At 61.6% G+C, this 25,402-nt stretch carries 25 protein-coding genes; 11 read left to right on the forward strand and 14 right to left on the reverse strand.

Annotated features, from left to right (window positions below; all coding sequences use genetic code 11):
• Positions 1-202: 202 nt before the first annotated feature.
• Positions 203-772: a xanthine phosphoribosyltransferase gene (locus tag BFP90_RS23445; protein ID WP_003176890.1), complete on the reverse strand. Its 570-nt coding sequence runs from the start codon at positions 770-772 to the stop codon at positions 203-205.
• Between the two features lie 58 nt (positions 773-830).
• On the reverse strand, positions 831-2,840 hold the full coding sequence (gene rep / locus BFP90_RS23450) for a DNA helicase Rep (RefSeq protein ID WP_065893961.1): 2,010 nt from the start codon (positions 2,838-2,840) through the stop codon (positions 831-833).
• Positions 2,841-3,106: 266 nt separating this feature from the next.
• On the opposite strand from rep, the gene BFP90_RS23455 reads away from it, so the two are divergent.
• Complete coding sequence (locus BFP90_RS23455; protein ID WP_065898094.1) at positions 3,107-4,771, forward strand: putative bifunctional diguanylate cyclase/phosphodiesterase; 1,665 nt, start codon at positions 3,107-3,109, stop codon at positions 4,769-4,771.
• A 67-nt stretch (positions 4,772-4,838) separates the two neighbouring features.
• On the opposite strand, the gene BFP90_RS23460 is transcribed toward BFP90_RS23455, so the two are convergent.
• Positions 4,839-6,242: a NorM family multidrug efflux MATE transporter gene (locus BFP90_RS23460; protein WP_065898095.1), complete on the reverse strand. Its 1,404-nt coding sequence runs from the start codon at positions 6,240-6,242 to the stop codon at positions 4,839-4,841.
• Positions 6,243-6,394: 152 nt separating this feature from the next.
• On the opposite strand from BFP90_RS23460, the gene BFP90_RS23465 reads away from it, so the two are divergent.
• Together BFP90_RS23465 and BFP90_RS23470 are read left to right on the forward strand one after the other, a co-directional pair.
• On the forward strand, positions 6,395-7,315 hold the full coding sequence (locus tag BFP90_RS23465) for a LysR substrate-binding domain-containing protein (RefSeq protein WP_065893958.1): 921 nt from the start codon (positions 6,395-6,397) through the stop codon (positions 7,313-7,315).
• A 178-nt stretch (positions 7,316-7,493) separates the two neighbouring features.
• On the forward strand, positions 7,494-9,470 hold the full coding sequence (locus BFP90_RS23470) for a methyl-accepting chemotaxis protein (protein ID WP_065898096.1): 1,977 nt from the start codon (positions 7,494-7,496) through the stop codon (positions 9,468-9,470).
• Between the two features lie 5 nt (positions 9,471-9,475).
• Here the strand turns inward: BFP90_RS23470 and BFP90_RS23475 are convergent, their stop codons facing one another.
• The gene (locus tag BFP90_RS23475; RefSeq protein ID WP_065898097.1) at positions 9,476-10,972 is read right to left on the reverse strand and encodes a YifB family Mg chelatase-like AAA ATPase; all 1,497 of its coding nucleotides are present in this window, start codon (positions 10,970-10,972) and stop codon (positions 9,476-9,478) included.
• Between the two features lie 280 nt (positions 10,973-11,252).
• Complete coding sequence (locus tag BFP90_RS23480) at positions 11,253-11,516, reverse strand: accessory factor UbiK family protein (protein WP_003195432.1); 264 nt, start codon at positions 11,514-11,516, stop codon at positions 11,253-11,255.
• A gap of 420 nt (positions 11,517-11,936) precedes the next feature.
• Between BFP90_RS23480 and glnK the strand changes: the two genes are divergently transcribed.
• The 4 genes from glnK (at position 11,937) to sutA (ending at position 14,722) form a co-directional block, all read left to right on the forward strand.
• Positions 11,937-12,275: a P-II family nitrogen regulator gene (gene glnK / locus BFP90_RS23485; RefSeq protein ID WP_002555808.1), complete on the forward strand. Its 339-nt coding sequence runs from the start codon at positions 11,937-11,939 to the stop codon at positions 12,273-12,275.
• A 35-nt stretch (positions 12,276-12,310) separates the two neighbouring features.
• Positions 12,311-13,651, forward strand: coding sequence for an ammonium transporter (locus tag BFP90_RS23490; RefSeq protein WP_065886966.1), 1,341 nt, complete (start codon positions 12,311-12,313; stop codon positions 13,649-13,651).
• A gap of 210 nt (positions 13,652-13,861) precedes the next feature.
• Positions 13,862-14,287, forward strand: a complete 426-nt coding sequence (locus BFP90_RS23495) for a secondary thiamine-phosphate synthase enzyme YjbQ (RefSeq protein WP_065898098.1) — start codon at positions 13,862-13,864, stop codon at positions 14,285-14,287.
• 102 nt (positions 14,288-14,389) lie between these two features.
• Positions 14,390-14,722 carry a transcriptional regulator SutA gene (sutA, locus tag BFP90_RS23500; RefSeq protein ID WP_065886968.1) on the forward strand — a complete coding sequence of 111 codons (333 nt, stop codon included), beginning with the start codon at positions 14,390-14,392 and terminating at the stop codon, positions 14,720-14,722.
• Positions 14,723-14,854: 132 nt separating this feature from the next.
• Here sutA and BFP90_RS23505 read toward each other — a convergent pair whose 3' ends face one another.
• The 6 genes from BFP90_RS23505 to BFP90_RS27770 are packed head-to-tail and all read right to left on the reverse strand — an operon-like array spanning position 14,855 to position 19,437.
• Positions 14,855-15,550, reverse strand: coding sequence for an HAD family hydrolase (locus tag BFP90_RS23505; protein ID WP_065898099.1), 696 nt, complete (start codon positions 15,548-15,550; stop codon positions 14,855-14,857).
• Positions 15,547-16,446 (reverse strand): tyrosine recombinase XerC, encoded by a 900-nt coding sequence (xerC, locus tag BFP90_RS23510; protein ID WP_065886970.1) that lies wholly within the window; start codon positions 16,444-16,446, stop codon positions 15,547-15,549. Before xerC ends, BFP90_RS23505 begins: the two co-directional genes overlap by 4 nt.
• A gap of 2 nt (positions 16,447-16,448) precedes the next feature.
• Positions 16,449-17,165 carry a DUF484 family protein gene (locus BFP90_RS23515; protein ID WP_065886971.1) on the reverse strand — a complete coding sequence of 239 codons (717 nt, stop codon included), beginning with the start codon at positions 17,163-17,165 and terminating at the stop codon, positions 16,449-16,451.
• A gap of 13 nt (positions 17,166-17,178) precedes the next feature.
• Positions 17,179-18,009 (reverse strand): diaminopimelate epimerase, encoded by an 831-nt coding sequence (dapF, locus tag BFP90_RS23520; RefSeq protein ID WP_065893932.1) that lies wholly within the window; start codon positions 18,007-18,009, stop codon positions 17,179-17,181.
• A gap of 3 nt (positions 18,010-18,012) precedes the next feature.
• Positions 18,013-19,260: a diaminopimelate decarboxylase gene (lysA, locus tag BFP90_RS23525; RefSeq protein ID WP_065898100.1), complete on the reverse strand. Its 1,248-nt coding sequence runs from the start codon at positions 19,258-19,260 to the stop codon at positions 18,013-18,015.
• A 9-nt stretch (positions 19,261-19,269) separates the two neighbouring features.
• Positions 19,270-19,437 carry an LPS translocon maturation chaperone LptM gene (locus tag BFP90_RS27770; RefSeq protein WP_003195417.1) on the reverse strand — a complete coding sequence of 56 codons (168 nt, stop codon included), beginning with the start codon at positions 19,435-19,437 and terminating at the stop codon, positions 19,270-19,272.
• A 238-nt stretch (positions 19,438-19,675) separates the two neighbouring features.
• Here BFP90_RS27770 and cyaY point away from each other — a divergent pair, with 238 nt between their 5' ends.
• The 3 genes from cyaY to rnk all read left to right on the forward strand — a co-directional run bounded on the left by cyaY (position 19,676) and on the right by rnk (position 20,774).
• Complete coding sequence (cyaY, locus tag BFP90_RS23530; RefSeq protein WP_065886973.1) at positions 19,676-20,008, forward strand: iron donor protein CyaY; 333 nt, start codon at positions 19,676-19,678, stop codon at positions 20,006-20,008.
• A gap of 2 nt (positions 20,009-20,010) precedes the next feature.
• A complete protein-coding gene (locus BFP90_RS23535) occupies positions 20,011-20,229 on the forward strand; it encodes a DUF1289 domain-containing protein (RefSeq protein WP_065893991.1) in 219 nt (72 codons plus the stop codon).
• Between the two features lie 131 nt (positions 20,230-20,360).
• A complete protein-coding gene (rnk, locus tag BFP90_RS23540) occupies positions 20,361-20,774 on the forward strand; it encodes a nucleoside diphosphate kinase regulator (protein WP_065893930.1) in 414 nt (137 codons plus the stop codon).
• Here rnk and BFP90_RS23545 read toward each other — a convergent pair.
• The 3 genes from BFP90_RS23545 to BFP90_RS23555 form a co-directional block, all read right to left on the reverse strand.
• Positions 20,771-23,611, reverse strand: a complete 2,841-nt coding sequence (locus BFP90_RS23545; RefSeq protein ID WP_065898101.1) for a class I adenylate cyclase — start codon at positions 23,609-23,611, stop codon at positions 20,771-20,773. The genes rnk and BFP90_RS23545 overlap by 4 nt on opposite strands.
• Before the next feature lie 168 nt (positions 23,612-23,779).
• Entirely contained in the window at positions 23,780-24,034 is a 255-nt protein-coding gene (locus BFP90_RS23550) for a TIGR02647 family protein (RefSeq protein ID WP_065886976.1), read from the reverse strand.
• A gap of 95 nt (positions 24,035-24,129) precedes the next feature.
• Complete coding sequence (locus BFP90_RS23555) at positions 24,130-24,414, reverse strand: hypothetical protein (RefSeq protein ID WP_065898102.1); 285 nt, start codon at positions 24,412-24,414, stop codon at positions 24,130-24,132.
• A gap of 125 nt (positions 24,415-24,539) precedes the next feature.
• Here BFP90_RS23555 and BFP90_RS23560 point away from each other — a divergent pair, with 125 nt between their 5' ends.
• The gene (locus BFP90_RS23560) at positions 24,540-25,199 is read left to right on the forward strand and encodes a glutathione S-transferase family protein (protein ID WP_065898103.1); all 660 of its coding nucleotides are present in this window, start codon (positions 24,540-24,542) and stop codon (positions 25,197-25,199) included.
• Positions 25,200-25,402 lie beyond the last annotated feature (203 nt).

Genomic DNA, 25,402 nt, shown 5'->3' on the forward strand with positions numbered 1-25,402 from the left:
GATATGTACTCGATCTGATCCAACATCCTGGTCGGCCCAGAGGCCGCCATCGGGGGCAAGCCCCCTCCCATAGGGTCCCGCGGGGTACCTAAAAGTTGTGTAGATACTCATGCCCCGATGACAGTGTGTCAGTCAACACATTGGGTGACTGATACACCGCTATCGGGAGCAAGCCCCCTCCCACATTTTGAGCCGCGTTGATTCAGATGAAGGTCACCACCCCACCGGCCAGCGACTTCACCCGTGCCAGCGATTCAACCCGATAACCCTGCGCATCCAGCTCGGCACGGCCGCCCTGGAACGACTTCTCGATCACAATGCCCAAGCCGGCCACGGTCGCGCCGGCCTGCTTGATGATCGAAATCAGCGCCTGGGACGCCTTGCCGTTGGCCAGGAAGTCATCGATGACCAGCACGCGGTCGCTGCTGGTCAAGTGGCGCGGGGAGATCGCCACGGTGCTTTCGGTTTTCTTGGTGAAGGAGTACACCGTCGCCGACAGCAGGTTTTCGGTGAGGGTCAGGGACTGCTGCTTGCGCGCGAAGATCACGGGCACGCCGAGGTTCAGGCCGGTCATGATCGCCGGAGCGATGCCCGAGGCTTCGATGGTGACGATCTTGGTGATGCCCGAGTCCTTGAACAGCGCGGCGAATTCGTCGCCGATCAGTTTCATCAGTGCCGGGTCGATCTGGTGGTTCAGAAAGGCGTCAACCTTGAGTACCTGATCGGAAAGCACGATGCCTTCTTCGCGAATTTTCTTGTGCAGTGCTTCCACGGAAAGCTTCCTCTGATGGCGCAACAGGCGCCGAAAGTAGATTAAAAAGTAGTCGATTCTAGCGCTTTAACATCGCGCGTATATCGGCCAGGGCGCTGTTGCCGCGAACGGCCTTCACCTCGGTCGGGGTGTCGTCGTTGCCTTCCCAGGCCAGGTCATCCGGCGGCAGCTCATCGAGGAACCGGCTGGGGGCACAATCGATGATTTCGCCGTATTGCTTGCGCTTGGCGGCGAAAGTGAAGGCCAGTGTCTGACGCGCGCGGGTAATCCCCACGTAGGCCAGGCGCCGTTCTTCCTCGATGGTGTCGGCTTCGATGCTGGAGCGGTGCGGGAGGATTTCCTCTTCCATGCCCATGATGAACACGTAGGGGAATTCCAGGCCCTTGGACGCATGCAAGGTCATCATCTGCACCCCTTCGGCGCCGTCTTCCTCTTCCTGCTGGCGCTCAAGCATGTCGCGCAGCACCAGCTTGCCGATGGCGTCTTCGACGGTCATTTCACCGTCTTCGTCTTTTTCCAGGGTGTTCTTCAGGGCTTCGATCAGGAACCAGACGTTGCCCATGCGGTAGTCCGCGGCCTTGTCGCTGGAACTGTTGGTGCGCAGCCAGTTTTCATAGTCGATGTCCATGACCATGCTGCGCAGGGCACTGATCGGGTCTTCGCCGGCGCACTGCTCACGGACCTTGTCCATGAAGCGCTTGAAGCGCGACAGGCGATCGGTGAAGCGGGTGTCCAGGTGTTCGCCCAAGCCGATTTCGTCGGTAGCGGCGTACATCGAGATCTTGCGTTCGGTGGCGTAGTTGCCGAGCTTTTCCAGGGTCGTCGAACCGATTTCCCGACGCGGCACGTTGATCACGCGCAGGAAGGCGTTGTCGTCATCCGGGTTCACGATCAGGCGGAAGTAGGCCATCAGGTCTTTGACTTCCTGGCGCCCGAAGAAGCTGTTGCCGCCCGACAGGCGATACGGCACCTGGTGGTGCTGCAATTTCAGTTCGATCAGCTTGGCCTGGTAGTTGCCGCGATACAGGATCGCAAAGTCGCTGTAAGGGCGGTCGGTGCGCAGGTGCAGGCTGAGGATTTCCACCGCCACGCGCTCGGCTTCGGCGTCTTCGTTGCGGCAGCGGATCACACGGATTTCGTCGCCATGACCCATCTCGCTCCACAGTTGTTTTTCAAACTCGTGGGGGTTGTTGGAAATCAGCACGTTGGCGCAGCGCAGGATACGGCTGGTGGAGCGGTAGTTCTGCTCCAGCATCACCACTTTCAGCGACGGATAGTCATCCTTGAGCAGCATCAGGTTTTCCGGGCGGGCGCCGCGCCAGGCGTAGATCGACTGGTCATCGTCGCCCACCACGGTGAACTGATTGCGCGTGCCGATCAGCAGCTTCACCAGCAGGTATTGGCTGGCGTTGGTGTCCTGGTATTCGTCCACCAGCAGGTAGCGCACCTTGTTCTGCCACTTTTCCAGGATGTCCTTGTGTTCCTGGAACAGTTTGACCGGCAGCAGAATCAGGTCGTCGAAGTCCACCGCGTTGAACGCCTTGAGCGTGCGCTGGTAGTGGGTGTAGACGATGGCGGCGGTCTGCTCCTTGGGATTGCGCGCGGCTTCCAGGGCTTCGGCGGGCAGGACCAGGTCGTTTTTCCAGGCGCCGATCATGTTCTTGATCTCGTCGACGCCGTCGTCGCCCGCGTATTCCTTCTGCATGATGTCGGTCATCAAGGCTTTGACGTCGGTCTCGTCGAAGATCGAGAAACCCGGCTTGTAGCCCAGCCGCGCATGTTCCTTGCGGATGATGTTCAGCCCCAGGTTGTGGAACGTGCACACGGTGAGGCCACGGCCTTCGCCACCCTTGAGCAGGGTGCCGACGCGCTCTTTCATTTCCCGCGCCGCCTTGTTGGTGAAGGTCATGGCGACGATGTACTGGGCGCGGATGCCGCAGTTCTGGATCAGGTGCGCGATCTTGCGGGTAATCACGCTGGTCTTGCCGGAGCCAGCACCGGCGAGCACCAATAGAGGGCCGCCGACGTAGTTCACGGCTTCTTGCTGCCGGGGATTGAGTCGGGACATACAGAGTTCAGGGAGTCGTTATTCAAAAGGGCGGGCATTTTAACAGGCTGGCAAGATTCTGCTGCCTTAGAACGACGGTGTGACGTACCACTCGATCTAAATTTGCCGGTTTTGTTACTTTGCCGCAGGATGTCGTGGGTATCGCAACTATTTTTCACAGTCTGCGTGTTTGATAACACCTATCATTGGTCATGCATTTGTTATCGTCAGGCCGCACGTCATAATGCCCGCCGCCAACGAATTTTTGCAGAGTCTAGGGAGCTAGCTTGTCTACGCCTGTCGAACCCTTGCGTTTGCTGCTGCTGGCCGATACGCCGGCGTGGGCAGCGTTGTTGCGCGAGTGCCTGGCGCCGATGGGCGATGGGGCTGTGCTGATCAGTGCCCCCAGTTGGGACTCGGTGAGTCGTCTGTTCGACGACGATCACGAAGCGGTGCTCTTGACCACGCCCAACCTGCAACCCGGTCCCGGTCGTTGCAGCCTGCCGTGTGTATTGCTGCTGGAACAGGAACCACTGGTTGCGCCGCTCGGCGTCAGCGATTGGCTGATCCATTCTGCGCTGGACGCCGGTACCTTGCGCCGCTGCCTGCGCCATGTGCGCGAGCGTGGCGTGCTGGAAAACACGTTGCAGCGCCTGGCCGAACAGGATCCGCTGACCGGTATTGCCAATCGTCAGGGTTTCCAGACCTTGCTGGCGGCACGGCTGGCGGAAAACGAAGGCCGCGGCCTGGCCCTCGGTCATCTGGACCTGGACAATTTCCGTCACGCCAACGATGCCCTCGGTCACCAGGCCGGCGACCGCTTGATCCTGCAGGTGGTCTCACGGCTCAAGAGCCAGCTTGAAGCCGGTGATCAACTGGCGCGCCTGGGCAGCGATGAGTTCGCGCTGCTGATCGACACCCGCCGTGCGCCCCAGCGCGCCGAATGGATGGCCGAACGCATCACCGAAGTTATGGCTGAGCCTTACTGGGTGGACGGCGAGAGCCTGCTGATCGGCTGCAGTTTGGGTGTGGCGCATGCCCGGGCCCGCGCCGGGGCCGACCCGTTGATGTGGCACGCCCATATCGCCATGCAACAGGCCAAAAGCACCCAGGGCTGTACCTTTCATATCTTCAACGAACGCATCAACCGCAACGCGCGCAGCCTGGCCGACCTGGAAAGCGAGTTGCGCCGTGCCTTGCGCCGCGATGAGCTGGAGCTGCATTACCAGCCGCGCCTGGACCTGGATGACGGGCATATCGTCGGCCTCGAGGCCCTGGTGCGCTGGCGCCATGGCGAGCGTGGCCTGTTGCCGCCGAGCGAGTTCGTGCCCCTGGCCGAGCAGAGCGGCCTGATCGTGCCGTTGGGTTACTGGGTGATTTCCCGGGCCCTGCGCGACATGCAGGACCTGCGCGAACGCGGCCTGCCGGCGTTGCACATGGCGGTCAACCTGTCGTTTCGCCAGTTCCAGGACAGCCAATTGCTCTCGACACTCAGCCGGCTGATTGCCGAGCGCGGCGTGGAAGCACAATGGCTGGAGTTCGAGCTGACCGAAACCGCCGTGATGCGTCGCAGCGACCTGGTTAAACAGACCATGGACGCCCTCGGCCGCCTCGGTGTGCGGTTTTCCCTGGATGACTTTGGTACCGGTTTCTCATCGTTTGTGCACCTCAACAGCCTGCCGATTGCCTTGTTGAAGATCGACAAGAGCTTCGTCGGTGGCATGGAAGAGCGCGAAGAGAATCGCAAGCTGGTACACGCCATGATCAACCTGGCCCATAACCTCAACCTGGAAGTGGTGGCCGAAGGCGTGGAAACCCCTGAGCAGCTTGAGCTTCTGAGACTGTTTGGTTGCGATCAGGCCCAGGGTTACCTGATCAGTAAACCGTTGCCGTTGACTGAGCTGGTGGAGTATCTGACCTCCGGCAAAAGCCAGCAGGCGTTGTTGGGCTGAGTTGTAAACTCGGTCAGACCTGTGGGAGGGGGCAAGCCCCCTCCCACAGGTCTGACCGAGCAGGGCTTTACTCTGTCTGTGCCGCCTGAAAGGCAGGCTGTATGTCCGGTTCTCGCCGAATCATCCGCTTCATCTTCGCCTCGAACGCCCAGGTCAGGCTCACCGCCGCGCACGCCAACCCCAACGCCAGGCCCCACCACACACCGGTCGGCCCCCAGCCCAGGGTGAACGCCATCAACCAGGCTGCTGGCGCGCCGATCAGCCAGTAGCAACCGAGCCCCACCAGGAACGTGGTCTTGGCGTCCTTGAGGCCGCGGATGCAGCCCATGGCAATGGTCTGCACACCATCGAACAGCTCGAACCAGGCGGCGACGGCCAGCAGGCTGACGGCCAGGACGATGACATCATGAAACGCCGGATCGTCATGGTCGAGGAACAGCCCGATCAGCGGGTCGGCAGACAGCCAGAACACCAGGGCAAACCCCAGCATCAACAGGGCACCAAAGCCGATGCCGACCCGTCCGGCCATGCGTGCCCGCAGCAACTGCCCGGCGCCATAATGCTGGCCGATACGCATGGTCACCGCGTAGGACATCCCCGCCGGAACCATGAACGCCACCGAGACGATCTGCAGGGCAATCTGGTGCGCCGCCAACTGCGTACTGCCCATGGTGCCCATGCACAGCGCCGCAAACGCGAACAGCCCGACTTCCACCGCATAGGTGCCCCCAATCGGCAGGCCCAGGCGCCACAACTCGCGCAGGTACCGGGTATTGAGGCGCAGCAGCCCGCTGCTCAGTGGATAGGCGGCGTAGGTGCGGTTGCTGCGGATGTACCACATCAGTGCCAACGCCATGCCATTGGCGACGATGGCTGTGACCAGGCCAATGCCCATCAGCCCGAGTTTGGGCAGGCCGAACATGCCTTCGATCAGCGCGTGATTGAGCAGGTAGTTGACCACCGTGCCGCACAGGCTGATGACCATCACCGGGGTGGCTTTGCCGATGGCGCTGGTGAAGCCGCGCAGTGCCATGAAGCTCAGATAGCCGGGCAGGGCGAACGGCAGCAGGGTCAGAAATTGCCCGGCGGCCTGCACGTTGGTTTCGGTCTGGCCGAACATCAGCAGCACCGGCTTGAGGTTCCACAGCAGCAGCGCCGCCGCCAGGGCCATCAACCAGGCGAGCCACAGCCCGGCCTGGGTCAGCCGGGTGGCGCCGTCGATGTCGCCCGCGCCGTGACGGATGGCCACAAGGGTGCCCACTGCCGCGATCACGCCGATGCAGAAAATCGCCACGAACGAATAGCTCGCCGCGCCCAGGCCACCGCCGGCCAGGGCTTCGGGGCTCAAGCGCGCCATCATCAGGGTGTCGGTCAACACCATCAGCATGTGCGCCAACTGTGAGGCAATCAACGGCCCCGCCAGCCGCAGAATGGCCCAGAGTTCGGTACGTGCCGGATGCTGCATGATCATCGCTCTCGAAATGTCAGGGAGGTGGGGAAGGGTTGATTCTCGGCGCTTTCGGCGCATTGCACAAAGGGATAAAAGCGATCGTTTGCATGATTAAAACTCATGCCTGATTGATTCTGGTAGGGTTTGGCCATTGCGCTGTCGGAGTCATCAAAATGTCTCGTCGTCTTCCCCCGCTTTATGCCCTGCGGGCATTCGAGGCCGCGTCCCGTCACCACTCCTTCACCCGCGCGGCGCAGGAGTTGTCGATTACCCAGAGTGCGGTCAGCCGGCATATCCGTACCCTCGAAGAGCATTTCGCCTGCCGGCTGTTCCAGCGCAGCGGCCGTACCTTGCAACTCACGGAGGCGGCGCGCTTGTTGCTGCCCGGCGTGCGCGAAGGTTTCGCCGCCCTGGAGCGCGCCTGCCATACCCTGAACGCCGAAGATGACATCTTGCGTATGAAAGCACCGTCCACCCTGACCATGCGCTGGCTGTTGGCGCGATTGAGCCGCTTTCGGGCCCTGCAGCCGGGCAATGAAGTGCAGCTCACCAGCGCGTGGATGAACATCGATGAAGTGGACTTCAATCAGGAACCGTTCGATTGCGCAGTGTTGCTCAGTAACGGGCACTTTCCGGCGGACTGGGAGGCCAGCCACCTGTTTGCCGAAATGCTGATTCCGGTGGGCGCGCCCAATCTATTGGATGACGGCCCCTGGGACGTGCAGCGGCTGGCAACGGCCGAACTGCTGCACCCGACACCGGACCGGCGTGACTGGCGTTACTGGCTGGAGCACATGGGGCTGACCTCCCGGGTCTCGCTCAAGGGTGGGCAGGTGTTCGACACGCTGGAGCTGGGCATGATCGCTGCCGCGCGCGGCTATGGCGTGTCCATGGGAGACCTGTTGATGGTGGCCGAGGACGTCGCCCAGAAACGCTTGAGCCTGCCGTGGCCAACGGCCGTCGCCAGCGGGGAAAGTTATTACCTGGTGTGGCCGAAAACCCGGCCCGGGGGTGAGCGCTTGCGGCGCCTGGCGGAGTTTCTGCAGAGCGAGGTGCAGGCGATGGTCTTGCCCGCGGTGACTCGCCTCGAATGAAGGGGTTGGTCTATGCACGGCAATCGATTGCGTCATACCTCTGTGAATCGCTCAAGTATTGTGAAACCGCGCCGAAGTAGGTGTGCTGGACCAATCGTGCCCCAACGTTTCCCACTAGATAATTCGCCGAGCAGCGCTAAGAGATCAGGATGATCCTGGCCTCGGCTCAGGAGCTGTCATGTCTCAACCTCGCGCTCGGATCGCTTCCCAGTTAGGCCTCGCATTAGCCGTGATTCTGGCGGTCGTCATCAGCGGCAGTACCGTTTTCGCACTACGCTCGCTCGATACCGCCAACCTCGCGACCCGTGAGGAGCACCTGGCCAGCGAGGCGCGTTTGCTCGCCGACCAGCTCAATACCTTCCACAGCACCTTGCGCGAGAGCACTCAGCGTTTGAGCGGGCTGTTTGAAAAGCGCTTCGGCGCCGGTTTGAGCGTGCGTGCGGACCAGCCTGTCGCCGTGGCCGGTGTACAAACCCCAAGCCTGTACCTGGGCGGCGAGTTGCTGAACAACAACTTCGGCGAAGTGGACGAATTCAAGGACATGTCCGGCGGCGTGGCCACGGTGTTCGTGCGCAGCGGCGATGACTTCATCCGTATCAGCACCTCCCTGACCAAGCAGGATGGCAACCGCGCCATCGGCACCGTGCTGGATCGCCAGGGCCCGGCCTACCAGCGTGTGTTCAACGGGCAGGCCTATATCGGCCGGGCCGTGTTGTTCGATCGCTCCTATATGACCCAGTACAGCCCGGTGCGTGATGCCAGCGGAAAAGTCATCGCGGTATTGTTCATCGGCTTCGACTACACCGACGAACAAAAAGCCCAGTTCGACAACCTCAAGCGCTTCCGTATCGGCCAGACCGGTTCCTTGTCGCTGCTGGATGAGCAGAAGCACTGGTTGGTGCCGCCGGCCGGTGTGCAAGCCTTGGATCAAGCGGTCGCCGTGATGCTCGACTTGGCGAAGAAACCCGGTGAAGGCCGCTTCTGGAGTGACAAGAACGAAGATTTCTACAGCGTGTCGGTCCCCTTCGAGGGCGGCCCTTGGGCGGTCGTGGCAAGTATGCCCAAGGCCGAGATTCGTGCTGTGACGTGGGACGTGGGGATGCGCCTGGTCATTGGCAGCGTGCTGGCCATGCTGTTGGCTGTGGGGGCCACGGTATGGCTGTTGCGCAGCAAGCTCGCGCCGTTGAGTGACCTGGTGCGTCAGGCTGAAGCGCTCGGCGCAGGTGATCTGAGTGCGCGCCTGAATGTCTCCAGCCATGACGAAATCGGCCAGTTGGCGCGCAGCTTCAACCAGATGGGCGAGGCACTGTCGACCATGGTTTCGCACATCCGCAAGGCGGCTGAAGAGGTCAACAGCCGGGCCCAGGCGCTGTCGGGGTTGTCTGGCGGCGCCTATGAAGGCATGGAGCAGCAGTCCGGCGAAATCACCAGCATGGCCGGCGCGGTGGAAGAATTCAGCGCCACCTCGCTGAATATCGCCGACAACATGGGCAATACCGAGCGTCTGGCCCAGGAAAATGCCCAGCAGACCCGTATCGGGCGTACCTCGATGGAAGAAGCGTCGTCGTCCCTGGAACATATCGCCACCGCGCTGAACAGCACCGCTACGGTGATCAACACCCTGGGCCAGCGCTCCCAGGAAATCGGCGGTATCGTCGGCGTGATTACCTCGATTGCCGAACAGACCAACCTGCTCGCGCTCAATGCCGCCATCGAAGCGGCCCGCGCCGGTGAGCAAGGTCGCGGCTTTGCCGTGGTCGCAGACGAAGTGCGCAACCTGGCCTCTCGCACCCGCCAGGCCACCGATGAAATTTCCGTAATGATCCAGAGCATCCAGCAGGAAACCGGCAATGCCATCAGTACCATGGAGCACGGCAACGTGTTGATGCAGGAAGGCCTGTCGCGCAACGCGGATGTGGCCTCGGCCCTGGCGCGCATCGACGAGCAGAGCCGCTCGGCCGGTCAGCAGTTCGCCGCAATCACCACCGCCACCCAGGAGCAGAGCAGCACCGCGACGTTGCTCAGCAGTAATTTGCAAAGCATCGCACTGGCCAACAGCGAGCAGCGTGAAGTGGTGTCGAACCTGGCGATCACCGCCAAAGAGCTGGAAACCCTGGCGGCGGGCTTGCGGCATGAGGTGGATCGCTTCCGCTAAGCCACTCAAGAGCTCGCTGCCGGGCGGTATTGCAAGGCCTCTTGCAAATGGTGGCGAGCGATGGCGTCTTGTTGTTCCAGGTCCGCCAACGTACGCGCCACCTTGAGCAAGCGATGAGCCGCGCGCAACGACAGCGTCAGCCGCTCGCAGGCGTTCTCCAGCCAGCCTTCGTCGACCTTCGCCAGCGTGCAGTACTCGCGCAGCCCCGGCAGGTCGAGGAAGGCATTGGCGCAGCCCTGGCGTCGTTGCTGGCGTTCCCGTGCGTCGGCCACCAAGGCGGCCGTTTTCGCGGTGGTGTCATCGGTCTGTTGTGCCGGGCTCAGCGCCGTGGCTTCCCGCGCCACCGTCAGGTGCAGGTCGATCCGGTCCAGCAACGGCCCCGAGAGCTTGTTGCGATAGCGCTGTATCTGTTCCGGCGTACACCGGCAACGGCCGCTGGGTTCGCCCATATAACCGCACGGGCAGGGGTTCATCGCCGCGACCAGTTGAAAGCGCGCCGGGAAGCTCACCCGGTCACGGGCGCGGGAAATCACGATATGTCCCGACTCAAGCGGCTCGCGCAGGACTTCCAGCACCTTGCGGTCAAATTCCGGCAATTCATCCAGGAACAACACGCCGTGGTGGGCCAGGGTGATTTCCCCCGGTTGCGGCTTCGAGCCGCCGCCGACCAGCGCAGGGCCCGAGGCCGAATGGTGCGGCTGGCGAAACGGCCGGTGCGGCCAATGGCTCAACGGTGCCAGGCTGACCACCGATTGAATCGCCGCGACTTCCAGCGCTTCCTGTTCACTGAGCGGTGGCAGCAACCCCGGCAGGCGGCTGGCGAGCAGTGTCTTGCCGGTGCCGGGCGGGCCGCTGAACAGCAGGTTATGCGCCCCCGCCGCCGCGATCAGCAGCGCTCGCTTGGCAGCCATTTGGCCCTGGACTTCGCTGAGGTCCGGGTAAGGTTTGTTCAGGTACAACAGGCCGTCCGACCGGTAGGGCTCGATCGGCACATGCCCATTCAAGTGCGCCACCACCTGTAGCAAGTGATCCACCGCAACCACCGTCAACCCTGACGCCAGGCACGCCTCCTCAGCGTTTGCCCTGGGCACTATCAAGGTGCGCCCGGCCTTGCGCGCCGCCAAGGCGGCCGGCAACACGCCTTTGACCGCGCGTACTTCGCCGGACAGCGCCAACTCCCCCAGGCACTCGACCTCATCGAGCATCAGCGCCGGCACCTGCACGCTGGCCGCCAGGATCCCCAGGGCAATCGCCAGATCAAAACGCCCGCCGTCCTTGGGCAGGTCGGCGGGCGCCAGGTTGAGCGTGATGCGCCGCGCCGGGTACTGCAGGGCCGAGTTGAGAATGGCGCTGCGCACGCGGTCCTTGCTTTCCTTCACCGCAGCTTCCGGCAAGCCCACCAGCGTCAGTGACGGCAGCCCATTGGCCATGTGCACTTCAACAGTGACGGCGGGGGCTTCGACGCCGACCTGGGCGCGGCTGTGAACGATGGCGAGGGACATGCTCGATCCTTGAATGGGGGGCCGCTTCCTGCGGATTATTCAAGGGTAGACGAGGTGGGAATAAGGATGGCGGGGAGGTTTTACAGAACGTATCCAGACAACGAAGTGAGGGAGGGGGCAAGCCCTGATGCTAAGGCTTTTTGTAGGAGCGAGCTTGCTCGCGAAAAACTCACGGGCACCGCGTTCATTCAGGAAGCACGCGTTATCGTTAACATTTTTCGCGAGCAAGCTCGCTCCTACAGGGGGCGGCATCAGGGCTTGCCTCCCACACTCATCGGGTTTATTCGGCCGATGGGGGCGTCAGCCGCGCTTCCAGTTCCGCTACCTTCGCTTCCAGGCTCTCCAGCCGTGCACGCGTGCGGGCCAACACCACCATCTGGCTGTCGAATTCTTCACGGCTGACCAGATCGAGCTTGCTGAAGCCACTTTGCAGCAGGGCCTTGAACTGGCTTTCGATTTCGTTGCGGGGCAGCGGGGTGTCGCCGCTGAACAGGCGAGAGGCGTGGCCGCTCAGGGCGTCGAGGAAGTCTTTGGGCGCGAGCATGGGAAATATTCCGGAAAACAGTTGGCCGGCAGTGTATCACGCAGCGTCTATAGTCTTTTCATGGCCCGGCACGCACGCTTTTCGCGCATAGGGATGGGCGGTCGCGCACTGTTTTGATGCGCATCGCCGTCGCCGGAGCGCCCCGCAGGTGGGCATAAGTGGGCAACGGACTGATTTCAGTGATTTTTACGGAGCTGGCAAGGTTTCTGCTTAGACGATCATGACCCATGCACTGATGCAGTCGCTGTGACGAATGCAGTGCGCCGACGGATCAGGGGTACAGGTTTCGTCACCAGTGGTTCGCTGGCGTCGCCACGGTAATACGCAGGCGACGATGCGTTACAAAGCCAGGCACTGCGCTTAGACTTGAGACGGGTTTGTTTTCCTGGGGCAAGTCCACCAATTCGGGAGAGAGTTTTCATGAAGCTAGTCACTGCCATCATCAAGCCGTTCAAGTTGGACGACGTACGCGAGTCACTGTCCGAGATCGGCGTGCAGGGCATTACCGTTACTGAGGTCAAGGGCTTCGGTCGGCAGAAGGGTCATACCGAGCTGTATCGCGGTGCGGAATACGTGGTCGATTTCCTGCCGAAGGTGAAGATTGATGTCGCCATTGACGACAAGGATCTTGACCGGGTTATCGAGGCGATAACCAAGGCCGCCAACACCGGCAAGATCGGTGACGGCAAGATCTTCGTGGTCAATCTGGAACAGGCTATCCGCATTCGTACCGGCGAAACCGATACCGACGCAATCTAAGCCGCCAAACCCCAACGCCCCAGGAGAAAAACACTATGACTCTGCGTAAATTCGCAGGGCTCGGAGCCCTGTTGTCCATCGTAATGCCAAGCCTTGCCATGGCGGCGGACGAAGTGGCGGCTCCAGTCCTCAACTCCGGCGATACCGCCTGGATGCTGACCGCCACCGCACTGGTGCTGTTCATGACCATTCCTGGCCTGGCGCTGTTCTACGGCGGTATGGTCCGCTCCAAAAATATCCTGTCGGTGATGATGCAGTGCTTCGCCATCACTGGCCTGATCAGCATCCTGTGGGTTGTCTACGGCTACAGCATTGCGTTCGATACCACCGGTATGGAACAGGGCGTCGTCAACTTCAACTCCTTCTTCGGCGGCATGGGCAAGGCATTCCTGGCAGGCGTCACTCCGGCCAGCATCACCGGGCCTGCGGCGCTGTTCCCGGAAGCGGTGTTCATCACCTTCCAGATGACGTTTGCCATCATCACTCCGGCGCTGATCGTCGGTGCATTCGCCGAGCGCATGAAGTTTTCCGCGATGCTGATCTTCATGGCCATCTGGTTCACCCTGGTCTATGCGCCGATTGCGCACATGGTCTGGAGCGGCAACGGCGGCCTGATGTGGGACTGGGGTGTGCTGGATTTTGCCGGTGGCACCGTGGTGCACATCAACGCCGGTGTGGCTGGCCTGGTGGCGTGCATCGTGCTCGGCAAGCGCAAAGGCTTCCCGACCACCCCGATGGCACCGCACAACCTGGGTTACACCTTGATCGGCGCGGCCATGCTGTGGATCGGCTGGTTCGGCTTCAACGCCGGTTCCGCTGCCGCGGCCAACGGCACGGCCGGTATGGCGATGCTGGTCACCCAGATCGCCACTGCCGCCGCTGCGCTGGGCTGGATGTTCGCGGAGTGGATCACCCACGGTAAGCCAAGCGCACTGGGCATCGCCTCGGGCGTAGTGGCCGGCCTGGTCGCAATCACTCCAGCTGCCGGCACCGTGGGCCCGATGGGCGCTTTGGTCATCGGCCTGGCAGCGGGTGTGGTGTGCTTCTTCTGCGCCACTACTCTCAAACGCAAGCTGGGATACGACGATTCCCTGGACGCCTTCGGCGTGCACGGTATCGGCGGTATCCTCGGCGCGATCCTGACCGGCGTGTTCGCGGCTCCATCGATGGGTGGCTTCAATGCCGCTACCACCGACATCGCTGCACAGGTCTGGATCCAGTGCAAAGGGGTCGGCTTCACCGTGATCTACACGGCGATTGTCACCTACGTCATTCTCAAGGTACTGGACATGGTCATGGGCCTGCGGGTCACTGAAGAGGAAGAGGCGGTCGGCCTCGATCTGGCGCAACACAACGAGCGCGGTTACAACTTGTAATTACACGAAAAAAAGATGCCCGGCTTGCCGGGCATTTTTTTGCCTGGTGTTTGTCTTTGACTATAAGTTGCATGGGTTTTCCATCGACTTTGTGGTGCGATCCACACGGCACTTTCAAGGGTGCGAATGTCTTACAGGCATGTGGGCGTATTCGGCACTTTGTTTTTTTCCAGAGCGCGCTAGAATGCGCGCCGATGGGCGGAGAACTGTATGTGGCAACAGACCCTGATTACGCTGCGGGCCAAGCCCCGGGGCTTTCACCTGGTGACCGACGAGTTGCTTGCCGGCCTGCCTGAATTGAAGGCCTGCCGCGTGGGCCTGTTGCATCTGTGGCTGCAGCACACCTCGGCCTCGTTGACGGTCAACGAGAATGCCGATCCGGCGGTCCGCCGCGACTTCGAACGTTTTTTCAACCTGCTGGTGCCGCAAGGCGAGGCAGGCTTCGAACACAACGACGAAGGCCCGGATGATCTGCCGGCGCACTTCAAGGCCAGTCTCCTGGGCTGCCAGCTGAGTTTGCCGGTGAAGGCCGGCCGCTTGGCGATGGGGACCTGGCAAGGTGTTTATCTGGGCGAGCACCGTGATCATGGCGGTGCTCGTGAAGTCCTCGCCACCTTGCACGGTGAAGGGGCATAAGCCACTGGTGATCCAGTGGATGTTGATTTTTTTCCGGCGGCCTCGACAGAGGGTAAAGCTGGGCTATAACTAATCTGCTTTTCGCAAGTCATGAGGTAGAACATGAGCGACGATGATCTGGAAAACGACGACCTTGAAGTAGGTGACGAAGAGGACACTGAAGACAGTCTTGAAGTGGCGGCTGATGACGTTGCTGAAGACCTCGAGGACAGTGCTGCCGACGATGCCGCTCCCAAGGCCAAAGGCAAGGCCAAGGCTGCTGTTTCGGTAGACGAGCTGCCCAGCGTTGAGGCCAAGAACAAAGAGCGCGATGCCCTGGCCCGAGCGATGGAAGAATTCCTCGCCAAAGGCGGCAAAGTGGTCGAGGTCGAGCCCAATGTGGTTGCGGATCCACCGAAGAAGCCGGATAACAAGTACGGCAGCCGTCCCATCTGAGGTCAGCTGACTGCTTGTAAGAAGAAGCCCGCCGTCGCTGCGGGTTTTTTCATGCCTGGTGATTTACTTGAGCCTTGTGGTGACCCAACTGTGGGAGGGGGCAAGCCCCCTCCCACATTTGGATCTCCAGTGTTACTGCCAACTGCGCAGCAACGCCGGCAACTCCGTCAGGCTGCGAATCTCTGCATCAGGGCGCTTATCTGCTTCCCATGCCTTGGCGCTGGGGTTAAACCACACCGCCCGTAACCCCGCCTGCTGCGCGCCGGCGATGTCATCCCCGGGGTGATCGCCCACATGCACCGCCGCACTGGCGTCCACACCGCCGCGCTGCAACGCTTCCTCAAACAACCGCGCATCCGGCTTGGCGATACCGATGTCTTCAGCGCGCAGGGCAAAGTGGAAGTAGTCCGCCAGGCCTACACGTTGTACGTCGGCATTGCCGTTGGTGATCACCCCCAGGAGGAAGTGCTGGCGTAGCGCTTTGAGCATCGGTTCGGCTTCGGGGAAGACCGTGAGCTGGTGCCGCGCATGAATGAACGCCTCAAAACACACATAGGCCATCTCTGTCGCTTCGGGCTGCGGATAGCCGGCCTCTTCGAACGCATGCAGCAATACGCGATGGCGCAGGACGCTGATGCGGTGTTTGAGCTCAGGATGACGTTCCAGCACCTGTTGGCGCAGGCTGGCGAAATGCTCCAGGGGCAGGTCGCCGACCCTGGATGCATTGACCGCCAACCATTCGCGCATTGACGCTTCGGCGCTGATGATGACGGGTACGTTGTCCCAGAGCGTGTCGTCCAGGTCGAAGGTGATCAGCTTGATGCTCATGAGTCGCCGCCCTTGATGCGTTTGGCCCGTGGATGGGCGCTGTCGTACACCGTTGCCAGGTGCTGGAAGTCGAGGTGGGTGTAGATTTGCGTGGTCTTGATATCGGCGTGGCCGAGCAGCTCCTGGACCGCGCGCAGGTCCTGGGATGACTCCAGCATATGGCTGGCAAAAGAGTGCCTGAGCATATGCGGGTGCAGGTTTTGCCCCAGTTCGCGTTCGCCGGCGGCCTTCACGCGCAGCTGAATGGCCCGTGGCCCCAGGCGTCGGCCTTGTTGGCTGATGAATACCGCGTCGTCTTTCGGATTGGCCAGCGCACGTAACGGCAGCCACAGCTGCAGGGCTTCGCGAGCCTTCCTGCCGACGGGCAGCACGCGTGTCTTGCTGCCTTTACCCAGTACCTGCACCAGCCCATCGGCCAGGTCCAGTTGCTCAAGGTTCAGGCCGGTCAGCTCCGACAGGCGCAGGCCCGAGGAGTAGAACAGTTCGAGGATGGCCTGGTCGCGATGGGCAAGGAAGTCATCCTCGATCGCGCCATCCAGCAGTTGCAGGGCGCGGTCGGTGTCCAGGGTCTTGGGCAGGCGTCGCTCGCCTTTGGGCGGCGACAGGCCGTTGGCCGGGTCGTGGTCGCACAGGCCCTCGCGGTTGAGGTAGTGATAGAGGCCGCGTACCGCTGAGAGCAGGCGCGACAGGCTGCGCGAGGACTGGCCTTGCTGGTGCAGCCGTGCGACCAGGCTGCGCAGGCCCTGGATATCCAGGGCTTTCCAGCTGGCAACCTGCTGTTTTTCGCAATAGGCCAGGACCTTGTTCAAGTCCCGCCGGTAGGCTTGCAGGGTATGAGGCGACACCTGGCGCTCGTTGCGCAGGTGAGCGCAGTAAGCGTCCAGTTGCCGTTCCATGGCTAGCGCACCGCGCGCAGGGCAGTGGTGAAACGCGGCAGGACGCGGCCCAGCACTTCGGCGATATAGGTCAGGAACAGGGTGCCCACCGAGCTTTTATAGTGCGCCGGATCACGGCTGGCAATGGCCAGTACGCCGTGCAGGCCTTGGTGGCTGAGGGCAACCACGGCGGTAGAGCCGATCTGTTTGCGCTGTTCGGCGCCGAACAGGAAATCCAGTTCATGCTCGCGCAGCGTACCGCTGATGGTCTTGCCTTCCGAAAGCAGGCCGCCGATAGCGGTCTGTGCTTCGCCACCGCTGACCCAGCGACCTACCGGCATTGGGTTATCGCTGAACAGGATAAGGCTGACAAATGGCACCTGGAAGTCCTGGCGCAGGCTGTCTTCCACCGCCATCACTGTTTCTTCCAGGCTGGCGGCGTCCATCAGGGTCAGGATCAGGCGACGGGTCTTTTCGAACAGGCGATCGTTGTCGCGAGCGACGTCCATCAGGTGCGAAAGGCGGTGGCGCATTTCGATATTGCGCTCGCGCAGGATCTTCATCTGCCGCTCCACCAACGACACGGTATCGCCGCGTTGGTGAGGGATGCGCAAGGCCGGGAGCAATTCTTCGTGCTCGACGAAGAAGTCCGGATGAGCCTCAAGGTACGCCGCAACCGCAGCGGCCTCCAGGCTTTCACTTGAGGTGACGGGGGCGGGTACTTGAGGCTTATCGGTCATTGGCTTGGCTCACTCATAGACGGACCTGTCCTTCGTATACACGCGTGGCCGGCCCGGTCATCATCACCGGGTGGCCAGGGCCTGCCCATTCGATGGACAAGCGTCCACCCGGCAGGTCGATCAGCAGCGGCGAATCCATCCACCCCTGGCTGATCGCGGCCACGGCAGCGGCGCAGGCGCCAGTGCCGCAGGCCTGGGTTTCGCCGGCGCCGCGTTCCCACACACGCAATTGCGCACGGGAACGGTCGATCACCTGCAGGAAGCCCACGTTGACCCGCGCTGTAAAGCGCGGGTGATGTTCGATCTTCGGCCCCAGTTCGTGCACGGGTGCATTGTTGATGTCGTTGACGCGCAGCACCGCATGGGGGTTGCCCATGGACACAGCCGCGATATCGACCGTGTTGCCGTCCACGTCCAGCGCATAACTGAGGGCCTGCTCGGGCGCCTGGAACGGAATGTCCGCCGGCACCAGGCGTGGCGCGCCCATGTTGACGCTGATCTGGCCGTCACTGCGCACATCCAGTTCGATCACGCCGCCCTTGGTTTCGACGCGAATCTGGCGCTTGGCGGTCAAACGCTTGTCCAGCACAAAGCGCGCGAAGCAGCGCGCACCGTTGCCGCACTGTTCCACTTCGGAGCCGTCGGAGTTGAAGATCCGATAACGGAAGTCCACCTCCGGGTTGGTCGGCGCTTCCACCAGCAGCAGTTGGTCGAAGCCGATACCGGTATGGCGGTCGCCCCATTGTTTGGCGTGCTTGGGCAGGATGTGCGCGTGCTGGCTGACCAGGTCGAGAACCATGAAGTCATTGCCCAGCCCGTGCATCTTGGTAAAACGCAGCAGCATGGCTTACTCCGGCAGCGGGCTTTCGCCAGCATACAACTCGGCTACCGTCTCGCGGCGACGCACTTCAAACGCTTGATCACCGTCCACCAGCACCTCGGCGGCGCGGCCGCGAGTGTTGTAGTTGGAACTCATGACAAACCCATAGGCACCGGCCGAATGCACGGCCAGCAGGTCGCCTTCCTCCAGGGCCAGCTGACGATCCTTGGCCAGGAAGTCGCCGGTCTCACAGATCGGGCCGACAATGTCGTACGCACGCGCCTGGCTGTGGCGCGGCGCCACTGCCGTGACGTTCATCCAGGCCTGGTACAGCGCCGGGCGGATCAGGTCGTTCATCGCCGCGTCGACGATGGCGAAGTCCTTGTGCTCGGTGTGCTTGAGGTACTCGACCTGGGTCAGCAGTACACCGGCGTTGGCGACGATATAGCGGCCCGGCTCGAACATCAGCGTCAGGTCGCGCCCTTCGATACGCTCGCGCACGGCCTTGATGTAGTCGGCAATCAGCGGCGGCTCTTCATCGCGATAACGCACGCCCACACCCCCACCGAGATCGATGTGATGCAGGTAGATGCCGCAGTCGCCCAGGCGGTCGATCAGCGCCAGCAGGCGGTCCAGGGCATCCAGGAACGGCGGCAGGGTGGTCAGTTGCGAGCCGATATGGCAGTCGACGCCCAGCACGTCCAGGTTCGGCAATTGCGCGGCGCGGATGTACACGTCTTCGGCGTCGGCGATGGCGATGCCGAACTTGTTCTCTTTGAGACCGGTGGAAATGTACGGGTGAGTGCCGGCGTCGACGTCCGGATTGACGCGCAGGGAGATCGGCGCGCGAACGCCCAGCTCGGCGGCCACGACCTGCAGGCGCTCCAGTTCGTCGGTGGACTCGATGTTGAAGCAATGCACGCCCACTTCCAGGGCGCGACGCATGTCTTCGCGGCTCTTGCCGACGCCGGAGAACACGATCTTGTCGGCCTGGCCGCCAGCGGCCAATACCCGTTCCAGCTCGCCACGGGACACAATGTCGAAACCGGCGCCAAGGCGCGCCAGGACATTGAGCACGCCCAGGTTGGAGTTGGCTTTGACCGCGTAGCACACCAGATGCGGCACGCCTTCGAGCGAGTCGGTGAACGAGCGGTATTGCGCTTCGATATGGGCGCGCGAATACACATAGGTCGGGGTACCGAAGCGCTGGGCAATCGCGGACAGCGCCACGCCTTCCGCGAACAGCTCGCCGTCCCGGTAGTTAAAAGCGTCCATGGGGATCCCTTAGTAAGTGTCGTGCTTGTGCGCTTTGGACGGCTTTTGCGACGACTGCGCCTGTTCGTTCGGGTCTTTGCTGTCGTCAGGCAGGTACAGCGGTCCTTTCTGACCACAGGCACTGACGAGGCAAGCAACCGCGACGAGCGCAGCAAGGGAAGAGATCAGGCGCTTCATGGCGAAATCCTTGAATATGCATTAATTGCGCCCGAGTATACCGACCACCCGCCAGCTTGCCTATGCGCTGGAATACCCGTCCGGCGGGGGTTTGCCGAGATAGTCGGGAAGCGGGCTACGTTGGTTGAGGATATTTCATACCGCCATCTATGATGAAATCGGTATCCTTTGCAATCGGCGGGGCGCGTCCGTATCGTGCGGCGCTTGAGCAAAACCAGACACTTTCGAGGTTGCCACAATGAGTTTGACCGAAGCCCGTTTTCACGACCTGGTGGATGCGACCCAGCAGGCGCTGGAAGATATTTTCGACGACAGCGGTTTGGACGTGGACCTGGAAAACTCGGCCGGCGTGCTGACGGTCAAGTTCGAAAACGGCACTCAGTTGATCTTCAGCCGTCAGGAACCGTTGCGGCAGTTGTGGCTGGCGGCACGTTCCGGTGGTTTTCACTTCGACTACAACGAAGAAGACAACAATTGGCAATGCGATAGCAGCGATGAGCTGCTCAGCGAGATGCTGGCGCGTCTGGTTCTGGAACAATCCGGCGCCGAGCTGGATTTCGACGAGATTTGACCGTGAGCCAGTCCGCACCCACGCGCCCGCCCAAGCCGCTGTTCAGCAATGTCAGCCCGGCGGTGCCGTCACCTTGTATCAGTTTATGTCGCCTGGACGAGCAGAAAGTCTGCCTCGGCTGTTTCCGCCATGTGGAAGACATCCGCGAATGGCGCTCCGCCGACGATGAGCGGCGTCGGGTGATCTGTGCCGAGGCCGAGCAGCGCCGAGCCCAGGCCTGAAGTCGTCTTGTTTATTTGTGACGCTGTGGTAGTGTCCGGGTACGCCTCAACTCATCGAGGCCCGTGAGAACCCCGCCTTTTCCTGGCGGGGTTTTGCTTTTTTGTGCAGAAAAAAGGAGTCTGCCTGAATCATGACCACCGCACCGTCCATCATTCTCACCCGTCTTGACGTGCAGCGTCTGGAGCAACTGATCGACCGCCTGGGCGACGAGTTTCCCGGTGTCGAAGCGTTGCAACACGAACTCGACCGCGCCGAAGAAGTGGTTGGCCACGATGAGGTGCCTGCGGGTGTCGTGACCATGAACTCCAGCGTGCATTGCCGTGAGCAAGGCAGCGGCAAGGATTACCACCTGACCCTGGTTTACCCGAAAGACGCGAACGCCGATGAAGGCAAGATCTCGATCCTGGCACCGGTGGGCAGCGCGTTGCTCGGTCTGCAAGTGGGCCAGCATATTGACTGGCCTGCACCGGGCGGCAAGACCCTCAAGCTTGAGTTGCTGAGTGTCGAAGGCCAGCCCAAGGATGGCGGCGCCTTTGCGCTTTAAATCTGCTTCAGCGCCTGATTGAGCGCGAGCTCAAGCTCCGCCTTGTAGCGCAGGTACAGATTGCTCGGGCTTTGCACGTCGCCAAGCAGGCCCGACAGATCCAGATCGGTGATGTAGCAACGGTAACGCTCGGTTTCCCGGCGCTGCCCGACGATTTCCCGGGCGACTACCGCAAACAGCTGGTCGCCAAACTCCAATTCGGAAAATTCCCGCTGATTGCAGTACAGCGTGATACCCACCTGCCCGGGCGCCGCCCTGGCGATAATCGCCTGCACGTCATAAAACGGCTGGTTGGCGCGGTTTTGCGGAGCCGGCCTTGGCTCAACGAGACGAGCACGGGCATTGCCCGACGGCAGCAGTTGGTAATACGCGATCTGCACTTCGCCCAACGGCTGTTGGGTGTCCAGAGCCGATAGTGCTTCGCGGCGATAGATGATCGAGAGCAGGAAACGCTGCAGCGGTGCCAGCAGGCTTTGCTCATCATGGAACGGCAAACGCTGCTGCCAGAGCGCATTGAATTCGTCGAGCACATACAGTTCGGCAAATTCTTCATGGACCCGGTAGAACACCTGTATGCAATCGGCCGCACCCATGGGCAGCAGCAGCGCCAGGTCGTGATCTTCCAGGGCCATCGCGTCCAGGTGCCAGGGGCTGTAACTGGCCAGCTCTTCGCTGAGATAGGCGATCAACGCGTCCTGGGTCGGCAGCGGTACATGGGTGGCTTGGCCGGGGATCAACTCCATGACGTGATAGTGCTGCTGCACCTGCAGCAGGTAGCGGTGATTGGCCTGGCCGAGCAGCAGGTTCTGCGCGGTGTCGAATACCTCTTCCACACGCTGGGCAATGAACTGCGCTCGGTTGTGACAGAAGCAACGCACGCGCAACCGTGGCAAATGATCCGACGGCAGTTGGTTGAGGTAGTCGCGCAGGCAGTCGAGCAGCGCATGGGGCCCGTCGTAGCGGCTGACCATCACCTCGTTCCAGCTATTGAGCGTGACCTGGTCCAGGGTCAGTACCAGGTTCTCACGCACGCCGGCATAACTCAGCGAGTCGGTACGCTCGGTGGTCATCAGAATATTCAGGTCGCGGTGATGCTTGAGCGGGTCGACGCCGACGTTGATCAGCAACAGCACTTCTTCGGGCACCGCCGAGCGTAACAGGCGGGTTTCATCGACGCTGGCCATGGGCAGGGCGATAGTCTGCTGCAGGCTGCCCAGCAGGTTGAACAGCTCGAACTCGGTCATGTCGCTGGCGCCCGGGTGCAGCGCCAGGCGCGTACTGCTGTCGATCACCCCGTTGCGATGGCACCAGGTAAGCATTTCCAGCAGGTCGCGGCTGCGCTTGATGGGGGCGAAATGCTCCCATTCCAGTGCGGTGAGGTTGCCGTTATACAGGCCCCAATGGTGCTGCCCCGGCTCCTTGCGGTTGGGTGAGTGCACCAGGGTCAAGGTGTCTTCGGCCAGGTCCGGGGCAATGCCGGGGTTGATGAACTCGACCTTGCCGGCCTTGCGTTCAAAGGCTGCGTACAAGCGCCGGCCCAGTACATTGAGGTCGCGCCGGTTGATCGGGCTGACGGTCTGTTCCGTGCGGGCGAACTGGGTGAGGAAGCGATAACTGTAGTTCAGTTCGTTGACCAGGGCGCGGCGCTCGGAGGCGACCTGACGCACTTTCCATTGGCTGCGGCTGTCCAGCAGGGCCAGTTGGCGCTGGTCCCAGTCCCATTCATGGGCCAGGCGTTCCAGCAGCAGTCGTTGCCAACTGGCAATGCGCTGGCCGGCGCTGAGCTTGCGGTTGACCTTCAGGTACAGGCTGCGCCGTACCAGTTCCAGGCGCTCCGGTTCATTGCGGGCCTTGAGGTATTCCTCGATGCGGCGGTAGACCACGATGTAAGGGTCCAGCTCATCCAGGTCCATCTGATTGGCAAACACCGCGCGCTTGAAGCGCAGGCTCAGGCACTGCACGTTGGGGTGCTCGCTGGCATAGACCTCGGTCAGCAGCAGCTTGAGCACCGATTTATAGGGCGATTCGATGCCCTTGAACAATTGCCACAGCCCGGCACCGATGAACTCCCCTGGAGGGATGTGCGCCAGATGGCCGAGATCCAGGGTTTCGTCGGCGCGGATGAAACGTTTGGTGAGCAGCGCGTGGGTGAACTCGGCGTAGCGGCTTTCTTCATACACCGGCACCAGCCACCAGATCGGCGTGCGCCCGGCCAGCCAGATTGCGGTGCGGTAGAACTCATCCAGCAGCAGGTAGTGCTGAGTGGTCCCGCAATCGTCGGAGCTCAGTTGCGTGTCCCGTTCACCCAGCACAAAGCGTGTCGGTTCAATCAGGAAGAAGTGCGCCTCGGCGCCCATGGTCTGGGCCCAGGCTTCCAGCAGTTGGCACTTCTTGCGCAGCTCGACCAGCTCGTTGTCACTCAGGTCGGGCGCGTGGCATACCCACACGTCCATATCGCTTTGATCCGCCTGGGCCAGCGTGCCCAGGCTGCCCATCAGGAACAGGCCGTGAATGGGCGTTGGCGGGTTGCCGCGACGGGCTTTGTAGGAGAACGAGCGGGTCAGGCGCTGGGCTTCGGTCAGGGCCTGGGTGTCGGGTTCGAAATTCGACAGACCTGCTGGCGTACTGCCTGATACATAGCCGGGCAGCAGCGGATGGTTGACGTGAAAAAACAGTGGCAACAGGGTCAGCACGCTCTGCTGGCGCGGTGTCAGCCCTTCGATCGCCCGGGCCATACGCCCTTCGTTGAGGGCCATGAAACGCGCGCGCAATTGGGCCAGCACCTTGCGGTCGATGCCTTCGTCCAGGTCGGGGCGGATTTCATGGGTGCGGGTCATGTCGAACTCGGTGGCTCGCAGGGCCCGACGTGGGCGGCCGTGTAGGAGTTTACAGACAGTCGCGTAGGAGTTTTAGAGGAAATGGACGTTGGCTGCAGAATTTTGTGAGCTGCGCAGCAACGCCCGTGGAATCCGCAGAGGGCGGACTCCATGGGCGGGGATCAGGGGTCAGGCGGCTTCTTTGGTGGAGGCGGTGGTCAAGATAGTCAGCAAGGTCTGGGCTTGCTCGGCGGCGTCCCGGCCAAGGCTGGTCAGGTAGCCTCCGTCCGGTTGGTCGATAAGCCCTTTGGCATGGAGGCGCCTGGCAGCGGCAACGGCAGTGGGAGCGGCGGTCTGATGGACTTTCAGACCCTCCTTGGTGCTGTCCAGGGGGAAGAGTACAAGGATTTCCAGTTCGGCAACCAACTCAGGGGTATACGACATAAGGACTCCAGACGTTCTAAAATTTATTAGAGGCTAGCAGGCCATAAGGTGAACGCACTTTGCCGAACTGTCCAGCGTGTTGCAGCGCGGCCGGATTATTCCTTTTCAGGCGGCAGCTCGGGCAGTGCCCGCAGCGCGGTTTCATACCATTGGGTATCAAAGGCGCGGTCCTCATCCAGCATCGCGTCGATCTCGAAAGCCAGCACGTGGGCCATGAGATTCAGGATCTCTTCTCGCTCATAACCGACCAGCGTCAGCTTGTTGAACGTGGCCTTGGCCGCCGGCGGGTTGTCGCTGTCGATCTGGTTCTCGATGGCCTGGATCAGCGTGCTTTCGGTGAATTCTTCTTCGTCATTGTCGATATCGGTCGGCTCGCTCATGGCAGGCTCCTCAAGGAAAGGGCGCCAGTCTAACGCCATTCAGGCCGCTGATGCTGCTGGCCAGTCCCAGCCTCAGCGTCTATAACGCTTGCAGCCAACCCCGCACCCGGCCTGGAGGCTTTGCGATGCTCAAGCTTTATGGATTTTCGGTCAGTAACTACTACAACATGGTCAAGCTGGCGCTGCTGGAGAAAGGGCTGCCTTTCGAGGAGGTGCCTTTTTACGCAGGACAAACGCCTGAAGCCCTGGCGGTGAGCCCGCGAGGCAAAGTGCCCGTGCTGGGTGTCGAACAAGGCTTCATCAACGAAACCAGCGTGATCCTCGAATACCTTGAGCAGACACAGGAAGGGCCTGCGCTGCTGCCAGCCGACTCGTTCCAGCGTGCCCAGGTGCTGGCGTTGTGCCGGGAAATCGAGCTGTATATCGAATTGCCGGCACGGGCGTGCTTCGCCGAAGCCTTTTTTGGCATGACGGTGCCGGAGGCAATCAAGGAGAAGTCCCGCGCTGAATTGTTGCTGGGGGTCGGTACGTTAGGCCGGCACGGTAAATTCGCGCCCTATGTGGCGGGAGAGCACTTCACGATTGCCGATCTGTATTTCATGTACAGCTTGAATCTGGCCTGTGGGGTAGGCGAAAAGCTGTTCGGACTGGACCTGCTGGCGCAGTTGCCGCAGGCGAAGGCGTTGCTGGGGCGTTTGAATGAGATGCCCAATGCGCAAAAGGTCGAGGCGGACAGGCAGGCGGCGATGCCGGGATTTCTGGCGATGATTGCAGCAAGGAAATAATCAGATGTGGAAGGACACTTCCCCCCGATAGCATAGGTATCTACACACCTGCGTAGCACTTAACCGTAACCACGATGCGAAGCGAGCCGCTCTTGATCTGGCCGTGGCTTTTGATCTTGATCTGCTTTTGATCCTGGGCGCCCCGTTAAACCACGCTGGCCGAACGCAGGCTTGAATCCGTGGGTAACCCGGCAGGACGCCGG

Source organism: Pseudomonas sp. 24 E 13 (assembly GCF_900004715.1).
In the GTDB taxonomy this organism is placed as follows: domain Bacteria; phylum Pseudomonadota; class Gammaproteobacteria; order Pseudomonadales; family Pseudomonadaceae; genus Aquipseudomonas; species Aquipseudomonas orientalis_A.

What these genes read in the sequence shown, in the direction of transcription:
- rep (WP_065893961.1), bottom strand. Translation starts at nt 2,840, where the DNA reads ATGTCCCGACTCAATCCCCGGCAGCAAGAAGCCGTGAACTACGTCGGC.
- BFP90_RS23460 (WP_065898095.1), bottom strand. Translation starts at nt 6,242, where the DNA reads ATGATCATGCAGCATCCGGCACGTACCGAACTCTGGGCCATTCTGCGG.
- BFP90_RS23465 (WP_065893958.1), top strand. Translation starts at nt 6,395, where the DNA reads ATGTCTCGTCGTCTTCCCCCGCTTTATGCCCTGCGGGCATTCGAGGCC.
- BFP90_RS23470 (WP_065898096.1), top strand. Translation starts at nt 7,494, where the DNA reads ATGTCTCAACCTCGCGCTCGGATCGCTTCCCAGTTAGGCCTCGCATTA.
- BFP90_RS23475 (WP_065898097.1), bottom strand. Translation starts at nt 10,972, where the DNA reads ATGTCCCTCGCCATCGTTCACAGCCGCGCCCAGGTCGGCGTCGAAGCC.
- BFP90_RS23480 (WP_003195432.1), bottom strand. Translation starts at nt 11,516, where the DNA reads ATGCTCGCGCCCAAAGACTTCCTCGACGCCCTGAGCGGCCACGCCTCT.
- glnK (WP_002555808.1), top strand. Translation starts at nt 11,937, where the DNA reads ATGAAGCTAGTCACTGCCATCATCAAGCCGTTCAAGTTGGACGACGTA.
- BFP90_RS23490 (WP_065886966.1), top strand. Translation starts at nt 12,311, where the DNA reads ATGACTCTGCGTAAATTCGCAGGGCTCGGAGCCCTGTTGTCCATCGTA.
- BFP90_RS23495 (WP_065898098.1), top strand. Translation starts at nt 13,862, where the DNA reads ATGTGGCAACAGACCCTGATTACGCTGCGGGCCAAGCCCCGGGGCTTT.
- sutA (WP_065886968.1), top strand. Translation starts at nt 14,390, where the DNA reads ATGAGCGACGATGATCTGGAAAACGACGACCTTGAAGTAGGTGACGAA.
- BFP90_RS23505 (WP_065898099.1), bottom strand. Translation starts at nt 15,550, where the DNA reads ATGAGCATCAAGCTGATCACCTTCGACCTGGACGACACGCTCTGGGAC.
- xerC (WP_065886970.1), bottom strand. Translation starts at nt 16,446, where the DNA reads ATGGAACGGCAACTGGACGCTTACTGCGCTCACCTGCGCAACGAGCGC.
- BFP90_RS23515 (WP_065886971.1), bottom strand. Translation starts at nt 17,165, where the DNA reads ATGACCGATAAGCCTCAAGTACCCGCCCCCGTCACCTCAAGTGAAAGC.
- dapF (WP_065893932.1), bottom strand. Translation starts at nt 18,009, where the DNA reads ATGCTGCTGCGTTTTACCAAGATGCACGGGCTGGGCAATGACTTCATG.
- lysA (WP_065898100.1), bottom strand. Translation starts at nt 19,260, where the DNA reads ATGGACGCTTTTAACTACCGGGACGGCGAGCTGTTCGCGGAAGGCGTG.
- BFP90_RS27770 (WP_003195417.1), bottom strand. Translation starts at nt 19,437, where the DNA reads ATGAAGCGCCTGATCTCTTCCCTTGCTGCGCTCGTCGCGGTTGCTTGC.
- cyaY (WP_065886973.1), top strand. Translation starts at nt 19,676, where the DNA reads ATGAGTTTGACCGAAGCCCGTTTTCACGACCTGGTGGATGCGACCCAG.
- rnk (WP_065893930.1), top strand. Translation starts at nt 20,361, where the DNA reads ATGACCACCGCACCGTCCATCATTCTCACCCGTCTTGACGTGCAGCGT.
- BFP90_RS23545 (WP_065898101.1), bottom strand. Translation starts at nt 23,611, where the DNA reads ATGACCCGCACCCATGAAATCCGCCCCGACCTGGACGAAGGCATCGAC.
- BFP90_RS23550 (WP_065886976.1), bottom strand. Translation starts at nt 24,034, where the DNA reads ATGTCGTATACCCCTGAGTTGGTTGCCGAACTGGAAATCCTTGTACTC.
- BFP90_RS23555 (WP_065898102.1), bottom strand. Translation starts at nt 24,414, where the DNA reads ATGAGCGAGCCGACCGATATCGACAATGACGAAGAAGAATTCACCGAA.
- BFP90_RS23560 (WP_065898103.1), top strand. Translation starts at nt 24,540, where the DNA reads ATGCTCAAGCTTTATGGATTTTCGGTCAGTAACTACTACAACATGGTC.